Source organism: Thermodesulfovibrionia bacterium, from assembly GCA_030646035.1.
Taxonomy (GTDB): Bacteria; Nitrospirota; Thermodesulfovibrionia; order UBA6902; family UBA6902; genus JACQZG01.
Genome location: JAUSMY010000049.1, coordinates 16,251 through 28,229, shown reverse-complemented (window position 1 = coordinate 28,229; position 11,979 = coordinate 16,251). Strand labels below are relative to the sequence as shown.

Annotated in this window: 10 protein-coding genes; all 10 read right to left on the bottom strand. The window is 44.9% G+C overall.

Annotated elements, in window-relative coordinates:
- On the bottom strand, window positions 1-3,141 hold a 3,141-nt coding region (locus Q7U10_07785), incomplete at its 3' end, for a PKD domain-containing protein (GenBank protein MDO8282507.1).
- A gap of 169 nt (window positions 3,142-3,310) precedes the next feature.
- Window positions 3,311-5,743, bottom strand: a complete 2,433-nt coding sequence (locus Q7U10_07780) for a DNA internalization-related competence protein ComEC/Rec2 (GenBank protein ID MDO8282506.1) — start codon at window positions 5,741-5,743, stop codon at window positions 3,311-3,313.
- Window positions 5,740-7,107 carry a phosphoglucosamine mutase gene (gene glmM, locus Q7U10_07775; GenBank protein MDO8282505.1) on the bottom strand — a complete coding sequence of 456 codons (1,368 nt, stop codon included), beginning with the start codon at window positions 7,105-7,107 and terminating at the stop codon, window positions 5,740-5,742. Before glmM ends, Q7U10_07780 begins: the two co-directional genes overlap by 4 nt.
- 8 nt (window positions 7,108-7,115) lie before the next feature.
- A complete protein-coding gene (locus Q7U10_07770) occupies window positions 7,116-7,493 on the bottom strand; it encodes a CdaR family protein (GenBank protein MDO8282504.1) in 378 nt (125 codons plus the stop codon).
- Entirely contained in the window at window positions 7,490-8,257 is a 768-nt protein-coding gene (cdaA, locus tag Q7U10_07765) for a diadenylate cyclase CdaA (GenBank protein ID MDO8282503.1), read from the bottom strand. The genes Q7U10_07770 and cdaA overlap by 4 nt, the downstream gene beginning before the upstream one ends.
- A gap of 66 nt (window positions 8,258-8,323) precedes the next feature.
- Window positions 8,324-9,124 (bottom strand): TonB family protein, encoded by an 801-nt coding sequence (locus Q7U10_07760; protein ID MDO8282502.1) that lies wholly within the window; start codon window positions 9,122-9,124, stop codon window positions 8,324-8,326.
- A 115-nt stretch (window positions 9,125-9,239) separates the two neighbouring features.
- Complete coding sequence (locus Q7U10_07755; GenBank protein ID MDO8282501.1) at window positions 9,240-9,695, bottom strand: universal stress protein; 456 nt, start codon at window positions 9,693-9,695, stop codon at window positions 9,240-9,242.
- A 64-nt stretch (window positions 9,696-9,759) separates the two neighbouring features.
- Window positions 9,760-10,521: a type III pantothenate kinase gene (locus tag Q7U10_07750; protein ID MDO8282500.1), complete on the bottom strand. Its 762-nt coding sequence runs from the start codon at window positions 10,519-10,521 to the stop codon at window positions 9,760-9,762.
- Window positions 10,522-10,551: 30 nt separating this feature from the next.
- Window positions 10,552-11,355, bottom strand: a complete 804-nt coding sequence (locus Q7U10_07745) for a biotin--[acetyl-CoA-carboxylase] ligase (protein MDO8282499.1) — start codon at window positions 11,353-11,355, stop codon at window positions 10,552-10,554.
- A complete protein-coding gene (nth, locus tag Q7U10_07740) occupies window positions 11,352-11,978 on the bottom strand; it encodes an endonuclease III (protein ID MDO8282498.1) in 627 nt (208 codons plus the stop codon). Before nth ends, Q7U10_07745 begins: the two co-directional genes overlap by 4 nt.
- Window position 11,979: the final 1 nt, after the last annotated feature.

Below are 11,979 nucleotides of genomic sequence, written 5' to 3'. Positions count from 1 at the left end.
TTTTACGGTGTATGTGCCTTCAGTTGTGTATTCATATGAAGGGTTGGACAGTGTCGAGTCAACTGTGCCGTTATTGTCAAAATCCCATTCGTATGTCAATGGCTGGTCATTGCCTGTTGAGCTGTTTGTGAAGGTTACGGTTAGAGGCGTTCTGCCGCTTACGGGTTTGCCGGTAAAGCCTGCTGAAGGTGAAGTGTCTGAGATCACCGCTGTTGTGGTTGTCTCTGATGTTGCGCTCATAGCGTCAGTTACCCTCAACTTGACTGTATATGTGCCTTGCTGTGCGTATGTATGGCTCTGTGAAGATGATGAAGAGCTGTAGTCGTATGTCCCGTTGTTGTCTATATCCCATTCGTATGTGGAGATATTGTTATTCGGGTCGCTTGAGCCTGAACCGTTAAGTGTTATCGCTGTTCCCTCTGTCCCTGCGTACGGCCCGCCTGCGTTTGCGGTTGGGGTGACATTCACATCAGGGGTTGCAGGGTTACAGTCATCGTCTATTGTGTTGCCGAAGGTTTCTGAAACACCGGGGTTGATGGCAGCGGTTGTATCATCGCAGTCTCCCTGGTTCTCTGTGTAGCCGTCTCCGTCGTTGTCTATATTATTAGGAGTGGCATTTGTCGCGTAAATAAGGTTGCCGTTGGCTGCATCATAATAACTGACATGCATAGAATCAGCCGAGTCTATTGCCAGTGAAGGATAAGTGCCGCTGCCTATTTGTTCCAGGTACGTCCATGAACCTGATGCATTTGTCGCATGGCGTATGCTTGACGAGAAAACTCTAAATACTATATGAACATTCTCCGATGAATCTAACGCTATCGAATTCTCTTCAAACCTGCCGGTGTCTTCACAGCTTTGTGTGTATCCGTGTACAGTCACAAGGTTCCATGAACCTGTTTTGTTTGTAGCATATTTCAACCGGCAATCATAATAACCGTCCGTTGTATAGCTGATATGCACTTTGCCTGAAGAATCTATTTTAATGGATGTATTCTGGATGGATTCCGGTATAGTGGCATCATTTGCAGATTCCAGTGTTTGACCGTTATGCTTGAGTTCTTCATAATAATGAGTACTTGTATCGGTTTCATTTACATAGCTGACCTGGTAGTTGCCGGATGAGTTGACCGCTAATGATATGTCATTTATATATGTAAGAGTCCCTGCTGTGCTCTCTTCAATAGTTGATATGATCCATGCCCCGGATTTATTTGTTGCGTATCTTAGAGCATGATGAGGATCGCCGATGTAATCTATGGTTCTGTAAGCTATGTGAACTTTATCCGAGGGATCAATTGCTATTGAACTGTACTCACCCGCGTATCCTGAACTGTCAATTGTCTGTAGTACCCATGAACCTGAAGAGTTTGTGGCATATCTTAAATCACCGCTGCCGGCGGAGTAATAACTGATATGAGCCTTATTCAGCGAGTCAATCGCTATAAAGCTGTACTTGCCTACATTTCCGGTACTCTCAACCGTCTCAGTCATCCAGACTCCTGAGGAATTTGTTGCGTACTTAAGGTCCTCATTAGTTGCGTCATAATAGCTGATATGGACATGCCCCATCGAATCCAGGGCTATTGAATCATAGGCTCCGACATCTCCATTGCTATCTACTGTTTCTGTTTGCCATGTGTAGTCAAGCGTAAAGACATCACAATCGTCATCTTTGCTGTTATATAATATTTCTGTTGCTCCGGGATTTATACCTGCATCATTGTCATTGCAGTCTCCGTCACAAACATTATCGTATCCATCTAAATCGAGATCTGATCCTTCATCAATGTTAGTATCACAATTATTATCTACGCCATCACATATTTCAGTAGCAGCAGGATTGATTCCTGGGGCTGTATCATTGCAGTCAGTAGAAGTTGAAGTCAGTTCTAATGATACAAAATAGTCTGCTGGACGCTGACATTGTGTAGTTGTAGTGCCGTCAGAGTAATCATCTCCGTCTGAATCCTTGTACCATGTCTGTCCCGGATACTCTAAAGGATCATAGTCATCACAATCACCAGCTAACACAGAGTAACCATCGCTGTCATTATCATAACTTACGTTCATAAGTGCATACTTCAGGTCACGATTGGTAATATCGTAGTAACTTATATGAATATTGCCTGAAGAGTCCACGGCTATAGAAGTAAAATCAGCTGCGAAAACAATGTTATCTACTGTTTCAGTAGTCCAACTGCCTGAAATATTGGTTGCATACTTAACCCTCCAGGCAGGATAATCGAGATAACTAATATGGACATTATTTGATGAATCCAATGCTATTGAATTATATCGATCGGTTGACGCTGTCCCCAAATCAATTATTGTCTCCTTAACCCATGAACCTGACGCATTATTTGCATACTTGAGAAAGCTATGATTTGTACTATTTTGATAAAAGTTATAACTGATATGCACATTATCCAGGGAGTCAACCGCTATTGAGTTAGATAAATAATTGTTCGCTCCGGAGTCCAGGGTGGTGACAACCCACGAACCGGACATATTTTTTGTAGCATACTTACAGCCGTAAGAGGCAAAGCTTATGTGGATTTTATCGAGGGAGTCTATCGCTATTGAAGTATGATGAGGATTAAACCCGTCTCCTTGAACAGAACTTACAATCTCACCAACCCATGACCCGGATGCATTTGTAACATGTTTTACAGTCGAGTTGGTCTCGTCATAATAGCTTATATGCACCTTATCTGAGGAGTCCAATGCGAGGGAGGTATATTTACCAACCAGGCCGATGCTGTCGACCGTCGCAGCAACCCATAATCCTGATGAGTTAGTGATATATTTGAGGTTACCGTTTGTATTATCGTAATAGCTGATATGTACTTTATCGGATGGGTCGACAGCTATGGAGGTGTACTCGCCTACCTGTCCTGTGCTGTCTACTGTAGTTATTCCCCATGAACCTGATGCATTTGTCGCATACTTGAGGTCTCTATTGGTATAATTCCAATAGCTGATATGCATTTTGCCCGATGAGTCTATCGCTATGGAGGTGTCCTCGCCTACATCCCCCGTACTGTCCACCGTTTGAATTGTCCACACAGCAGATGCGCTTGAAGGAAGCAGGATGAATATTGATAAAAGGATCGATATGATGACGGCGGTTCTTTTCAAGGTGTCCCCCCCCTTTTTATTACCCTGTTAAGGTTAAACAATGTCTTACTATTGTTATCCGATTATATTTACAAAGACAATAACGGTATTAAGCTAATTTGTCAATATAATTCTTCCATAACAATGTGCATATACATGCAAATAGTATTTTATTTTTACAGATGAATAGTTAGAGCAGCAACATCAGGTTCCTTGCCTCATCCGCCCAAGTGTCAACTTCTTTGAATTCACTATCCCAATATGTCGTTACGTCATATCCTTTCTTGTTGAATGTAACGATGACCGCCCCGTCCCTGTCAGTTCTAAATAACCTTGCTCCTGATCCAGTGTATCTTTTAACAGTCTCTTCATGAGGGTGATGAAATGAATTGTGCCTGCCGACGCTCGCTACTGCAATCTCAGGTCGAACAGCATTGAGAAGTTTGATAGAGCTTGATGTCCTTCCGCCATGATGCGGGACCTTTATGATATCGCTTTTGAGCCATGCGCCGAGATGGGCGATGTCATTTTCAGCCTCCTCTTCTATATCGCCTGTAAAAAGCACCGACCCGTCATCAGACTCAATCTTCAGCACCAATGACCCGCTGTTCTCATCTGAGAATGCACCTCTTGGAGAACCGGCATAAAAATCTTCATACGGGTGAAGCACATAGATCTTATACCCATTCCCTTCGAGAAGCTGTCCTCTCTTTAATGTCTTAACAATTATCTTCTGATCTTCGGCATTATCTATCAAACCCGTTATCACATCAGACCCCCTGCCGTTTGTCCATACCTCGCCTGTCTTGAAATTATTCAGAAGATAAGCGATGCCGCCGTAATGGTCAGGATGAGTGTGGCTTATTACAAGATAGTCTATCTTTCTTATCCCTTTAGACCACAAGTAAGGCGCAACCACCATTCTGCCGGAATCAGGAGCAGCAGGCCCGCCGTCAATAAGCATTGCCTTCCCATCCGGCAGTTCAACAAGAGAAGAGTCTCCCTGCCCTACATCCATAAAAGTCACCCTGAAATTATCTTTGGATAAAAGAGGATTTAAGAGGTAAAAGGTTACAACAAGAACGAGAGGGAAATATCTCCACCTCACACTGCTTTTAAGCAGAAATAAACATGAAAGATAATAAAGCATTATCATCAGAAACGATGGATTCGGGACATGAATGTTCGCATAAGGGATACGTGAGAATATCTCTGTCAGATGAATGGTAAAGCCGGTTGCCATATCTATAAGCCAACTTAGCGGCAGTGTTTTCAGGTCAAACAAGAGTGATGCAAATCCTGTCAGAAATCCTAACGGCAGTATTATGAAGCAGACAATCGGCGTGATTATCATGTTTGTCAAAGGCGATACCAGAGGAAATTGTTTAAAATATAACGCAATGAGAGGCGCTGTTCCAAGCACAGCGGCGATGGTTATCAGTATTGACGCCTTCAGGCTTTTTATGAATTTATCTGCGTAGATAAAAATTCCTTTTTTCTTTTCAGTATTCCGACTCTCTGATAGCTGATCCGTTTCTTCCTTATTCTCCATTATGATGCCTAACGAAAGTACGGCAATGAATGAGAGCTGAAATGAAAGGTCAAATAGTGAAGAAGGCTCGTAGAGAAGAATAATGAACGCGGCGATGGAGAGCGAGTTGAGCCATTGCCCTCTTCTGCCGAGCAAAAGCGCAAGCATATATATGAATGCCATGATGAATGAACGGACAGCAGGAGCGCCTGCGCCTGCCAGAAGCATATAGAATACGAGCAAGGGCATCGTCACGACAACAGCCGCCTGAGTCGGCGTAATGCACAATGTCATCGCCTTGAAAGCTTTATCAGGCAGAAATCCCAATGACCTCTTCACAAACTGAAATATGAGAAAGGCGAGAAGGCCGAAGTGTGTGCCTGATATGCTGAGGAGATGGGTTAAGCCGGTGGAGCTGAAGTGGTCAAGCACATCCTGCCCCATCCCGCGCTTAAGCCCTGTGATTATCGCATTATTGAATGACGCGTTATCATGCGATAGGCTGTCATTGATAATGCCGCCGAGCCTCAGCCTCATTCCGCCTATCCATGCGAAAAAGCCTTTGCCTCTCTGAAGTAGTTTAATTTCTTTGGTATAGCCCGTACCTGCTATTCCGTCTTTTTTGGAATCATATGAATATACACCGGGGTTGTTGAATGTAGAGGGTTCTTTGAGTTTAGTAATGGTGTTTACAACATCGCCTGTGTATAAGATCGGTGCGGCTTGCCGTGTCTTATCTGAAAGAAGATAGATCCTGACCTTGCCCCTTATGGTTTTCCCGTTTAGCGAGACATTATCTAAAGTGATGCGGAGATTATCTTCTGAGGCTTCGGGAAGATCGGATATCGTGCCGCTGACAGATACATTATCCTGAGGGAATTGTATCTCAGGTATCGGGTCATGCCTTGCAAAAGAATAGAGGATGCCGAAAAGAAAAAATAAAGAGACGAGTAATATGGCCTTCTTCTTTTTACATCTGAGATGAAGATAGTACGCGGTTATTATGATTAAAAAATTAATTGTAAAAGGAAAGAATGGGAGGAAATGAAAATAGGCTATGCCGAGTATAAAGGCTGTTGCTGAAGATATCACCCCATCTCAGTCTTTATGACCTCGGCAACCTCCTCTGCTATTTTACGGATCTTCTTCATATCATCGCCCTCAACCATCACCCTTATCTTGGGCCCTGTTCCAGAGGGCCTTACCAGGATCCTGCCGCCCTTGAGCTTCTTCTCAGCCGCTTCAACAGCCTTAAGCACATTAGGGAACTTCTCTATCTTTTTTGCCTTTGGCACAGTGACATTTATAAGCACCTGCGGATATATCGGCACTTGTGACGCAAGTTCTGAAAGCGACTGGCCGGTCTTTATCATTACGGCAAGCACCTGAAGGGCGCATATGGCACCGTCACCAGTCGTGTTGTAGTCGAGGAATATTATGTGCCCTGACTGCTCGCCGCCGAGGTTATAACCTCCCTTGATCATCTCTTCAACAACATACCTGTCGCCTACCTGCGTCCTTATCAGGTCGATGCCTGATTTTTTCAGATAAAGTTCAAAACCTATATTGCTCATGACCGTGGCAACAACGAGGTTATTCTTCAGCGTCCCTTCTTTCTTCATATCAAGGGCGCAGACCGCCATTATCTTGTCGCCGTCAACAATCTCTCCCTTTTCATCGCAGAGTATGACCCTGTCGCCGTCGCCGTCATGTGAGATGCCTATGTCAGCATTATTTTCAATGACCGCCTTCTGTATCACCTCAGGATATGTCGAGCCGCAGTTTGCATTTATGTTAATACCATCAGGCTTGTCATGAATGGCTATAACATCCGCTCCAAGCTCGCTCAGCACATGCGGGGTTATTTTGTAAGTGGCGCCGTTGGCGCAGTCAACGACTATCTTCATTCCCTCAAGCGTCTTGCCCTTGGGGAAAGATGCCTTTACATATTCAATATACCTGCCGGATGCGTCATCAACTCTATGCGCCTTTCCTATGCCGTCTCCCTCAGGCCGTATATTCTTAAGCTCTTCTGAGAAGACCATATCCTCTATCTCTCTCTCAACGCTGTCAGGGAGCTTGAAGCCGTCTGAGGAGAAGAACTTTATCCCGTTATCATCATATGGATTGTGTGAAGCTGATATGACTATACCAGCGTCTACCCTGAGGCTCCTTGCGACAAATGCTATGCCGGGCGTGGGCATCGGGCCGACCAGGATAACATCAACTCCCATCGAACATATCCCTGATGTAAGCGCGCTCTCGATCATATACCCTGAAAGCCTGGTGTCCTTACCTATGAGGATCATGTCGCGGCCGTGCTTCTTCTTAAGGACATACGCAGCGGCGCGGCCGACCTCAAAGGCTATCTCGCCGGTGATAGGAGGATGATTTGCCTTGCCCCTTATGCCGTCAGTTCCGAAAAGTTTCATCCTTTTTTTCCCTTCAGATTCCATGCAGCCTCCTAATTCCTTTCCTGAAGCATCAGACTGACAGTCTGTGGAGAGATGCTGTTCACTTCAAGATGTCCCGGCAGTTTAACATTCTCTTCAGAGAGCGTAAAAACATTCATGCCGTTTTTAACCTTGCTCATATTCAACTCAAATGTGATGTCATGCTTCCCAAGTCCATCAATGACCCTCTCATATCCTTCTATGCCGACACTTACTTTATCAGGCGCAACAGCTAACTCCAGCCCCTTCGGCATGTTAACAAACTTTATCGGCACCTGAACAACTGTCTCGATCTGGCTGCCGGTGATAACAAAGAACCAGAGAGAGACAGCGAAGACGAGCGATATCAGCTTTAGCCATATATTTGTAAGAAAGAATTCCTTTATCATCTTTTTTTAACCTTTGTCGTGCTGAAGCTCTCTGTGAGAAAATCCCTGAGCTTGCCGGAATCCATATTCTTCATTATCCTGCCTCCTATGGCAACAGAGATAGTCCCTGTCTCCTCAGAAACTATCACCACAACAGCATCGGTCTCTTCAGTAAGCCCTATCCCGGCCCTGTGCCTTGTGCCGAAAGACTTTGACAGTTTCGAACTTAATGTCAGAGGCAGAAAACACCCGGCAGAGATAATGCGGTTGCCTCGTATGACAACTGCGCCGTCGTGAATAGGAGAGGATGTATGAAATATGCTTAGTAGGATTTCCTGTGAGACCTTAGCGTCAAGCTGCGTGCCTATCTCCATTATCTCATCAAGGCTGTTCTCTCTCTCAATTACCATAAGCGCGCCCATCTCCCTGTTGGCAAGCGAGACCGCCGCCTTCACTATCTCTTCACGCGACCTGAGCCCTTCCGCGCTTGAGAAAGAAGGCAGGAACTTCGCCTTGCCCATATGCGCCAGCGCCTTCCTGATCTCCGGCTGGAACAGTATGATAACCGCAAGGACGATTTGCGCCCAGAGCGTCTGGATTATCCAGTCTATTGTATAGAGCTTGAGCCGGCCGGAAAAGAGGAATACGGCAAAGATGACCGACAATCCTATAAGCATATGCGCGGCCCTGGTCCCCTTGATTATCAGAAGGAGCCGATAGATTATGGCCGCTACAATAATAACGTCAAGGATGTCCTGCCATTTTACGAGCTTCAGTATTTCCATAATTAGTGAATATTATAGCAGGTTTTTATTTTGAATTAAGGAAAAGATAAGATGCGAATCCTCCATCTACCATACATAAGGACCGCGCATGTCATAAATGAAATGGCCGTCAATTGCATAGTCATCTCCTTCCCAGTCCCGGGGCAAAGGCCAAAAAGGGGATGCGTCTTTCACAGCCTTCTTTGCAGCATTATCAAGCTCCGGGAAACCTGACGGCCTTATGATCTCTATTTCACCAAGCGTTCCGTTTCTGTTTATCACAAATCTCATATTAAGATCACCTGATCTCCCACGCTTTTTAGCTTCCTCAGGATACTGCCATATCCCCTCTATCTTCTCTTTCAAAGATCTCATATAACCCCTGTATTTCAGGTCTGACGTATCAAAAGAGATAACCTTTCTCTCTGATGATACACCTTCTCCGCGCTTCACTATCTTTTCTCTGTTGTAGAGTGAGGATTCACCCGCAAGATAAAACCCGTCTTTGGATATTTCTGAAGAAGTGTCAACAACAGTTGTTTTGCTTTCAGGGCCGGCTTCTGACCTATCAACGGCAGCTGATTCGGCAATATTTTCTGAAACCTTATTTGAATCCCCATCTCCAAACATTGTCTCAGGCTTAGTTAAAAGAACGGACTTCGGAGATTTCACCAGAGGAGCCTCTCTTCTTGTCTGCTTTATTAAACGCCTGGGAATTACCGTTGCAAGCACATTTCTTTCAACTTCAGGCGGGGCTACAAGATCGACATTAAATACAGGCGTAATCCCCTTCTGTGTAAGGTATGTTTCAGATAATAAGGCAAGAAGGATGAGATGCGCTAAAACAGATATTGCTACAGATATTGCTAAATAACGATAAGGTTTCAATTCTAACGCCCGGTTTGAGCACTCCTTTTTCTCCAGCAAGCTCGGTACAAAAGAAAAAGAAAGGCCTGTGAACCCATCATCAACAAAAGGAGGATTTCACAGGCCTTCACTCTGGTTATAATTCTCTATGCTCGGGAACCCTTACGGTAAGCACCGGGCATGGGGCCTTTCTTACGACCCTTTCTGCCGTGCTTCCAAAGAGCAGCCTGTCGAGGCCTGTCCTGCCGTATGTGCCCATAACTATTAGATCTATCTTTTCTTCAGTTGCCATCCTGATAGTCTCTTCATGAGGGATGCCCTTGACCACCTTCTTTACCACATTCGGCAGCGCCCGGATCTCCTCTATACAGCAATTCTCTATCTCATCCATGGCCCACTTGTCCAGATCCTTGTAAAGCTCATCCGCCGAGGTATGCGGCACATGGGCGTCCATTGCTTTCATAACATCATAGATGACATGAAGTATATAAAGCTTGGCGTTATACTGCTTTGCAAGATCCACTGCGTAATGCAGCGCGTTGTCCGAGCCTTCAGAAAAATCCGTGGGGAAAAGAATACGTTCGATCTTCATACGTTACACCTCCCGAAATAAATTAATAATTTATGATAAAAATATATAAGCAACAAAATCAGGGCTATGAATTAAGATCGTATATGGCCTTCAGTCCTTTGAATGCAAGGTCAGGGTCAATATTATTTTTTGACCTGATATATGGCGCCATCATATCAGCGCGCCCTCCGGTCACTATTACAGTATAATCCAAGCCGGTCTCTTTTTCTATATCTTCAATTATCCTGTCAACAGCCCCGGCATGTCCGATGATTATACCTGAAAGTATAGCATCAGTTGTGTTATCCCCCAAAATTTTTTCAGGGGCCTTAATATCTATCTCAGGCAGTTTTGAAGTGTTGCTGGCAAGCGCCTTTGCCGATATATCAATGCCGGGCATTATAACACCTCCCCTGAACCCGCCTTCTTCAGTGACAACGCTGAATGTCGTTGCTGTTCCAAAGTCAACAATTATCTTATGCCCTTTATAAAACCTGTTGGCCGCAGCCGCATTGGCAAGCCTGTCAGACCCTACAGACTCGGGATTTTTTATATGAAGTTTTAACCCTGTCTTTTTCACATGATCGACAATCACCGGCTCAAGGCTGAATACCTTTCTGACGGCATCAGCCAGCAACGGGGTGGCATCGGTCACAACCGAAGATATAACAGCCCCTTCAGGATTACCGTCTTTTTGCCTGGCAAAAAAGTCCTTGAGCATCCCGCATAATTCATCAGCCGCAGCCTGTCTCACAACGGCAGTGCTTAACCTTAAAACATCCCTGGCGCCTTTATCGTAAAAACAGGCCTTCAGGCTTGTATTCCCTGCGTCTATTAGGAAAAGCATAATAATAAAAAAGACTTTATTCCTTATTTTTTAACTTTTTTTCAGCACTGTCACATCTCCGGCATTCACAACTTCATGACCGCCTGAAGGAAGTTTTATGACCAGTGCGCCTGTACCATCAATATCCTCTGCGATCCCGGATATGACCTTATCATACATTTTGACAGAAACATTTTTCCCGAGCGTTGAGCTGAACAGTCGCCACTGTTGGAGCATGGCAACCTTGCCTCCAGACAGGAGAGACTTATACGATTGCTCAAGTTCAGAGAGTATCTTCTTGAAAAGTTCCACTCTGTCGATAGTTCTTCCGCACTCTTTGGCCAGTGATGTTGAATAAGGCTTAATATCCTCCGGGAAGATCACAGGGTCCATGTTTACATTTATGCCGATGCCTACTGCGACAAACTTTATATTGTCCTTATACGTCTTCATATCCAGAAGTATGCCCCCTGTCTTTCTGTTGTTAACCAGAAGGTCATTAGGCCACTTTATCTCTGCATTTATACCGGTTAGATCTCTGATAGCAGATACGCATGCGACCGCAGCAGTCAATGTTAATAACGGCGCTTCAATAGTTGGGAAGCCGGGCTTCAGAAGTGCTGTGAAATAAAGGTTGACGCCGGAAGGAGATATCCAGCTGCGTCCCATCCTTCCCCTGCCTGCTGTTTGAGAATCTGAAACAACTATGATCCCTTCAGGTTCGTCGCTTTCTTCCCCTAACTTCATTGCCAGATCATTAGTTGAGTCGGTTGAACTGACAAATATTACCTTCCTTCCCAGGATATCTCCCTTAAATGCAGTCTTGATATCCTCTTCAAAAGATTTGATGCTCATGAAACCTTTTCCTTCCATTCACATTCATCAAACAGAACGCATTCAGCGCACGCAGGCCTTCTTGCCTTGCAGGTCTCCCTGCCGTGAAATATGAGTGCAAGATTCAGCGCTGTCAATTTCTTATTTGGGAACTGGGCAACAAGCTCGTATTCGACCTTTTCAGGATCATTGGAGTGCGCTATCCCGAGCCTGTTTGATACCCTCAGGACATGAGTGTCAACAGCGATAGTCTGCTTGCCGAATGCGCTTCCCAATACTACATTGGCGGTCTTTCTCCCGACCCCGGGCAGAGTGATCAGCTGCTCCATCGTCCCCGGCACCCTGCTGTTAAATTCCTCGATAATTTTTTTACAGCAATTAATTATCATCTTTGCCTTGTTCCTGTAAAAGCCGGTCGGCCTGATCTCCTGCTCAAATGTCTTCAGGTCTGCGGCAGCATAATCAGAAGCAGACCTGTATTTCCTAAAGAGAGGGACTATAACCTCATTCACTCTCTTGTCAGTACACTGAGCTGAAAGGATGGTTGCTATGAGGAGTTCCAGCGGAGTTGAGAAGTCAAGTGACGGCTGAGGGTCAGGATATTTTTTGATCAAAAGCCTTGCTATCTTCTTTGCATCAGCCACG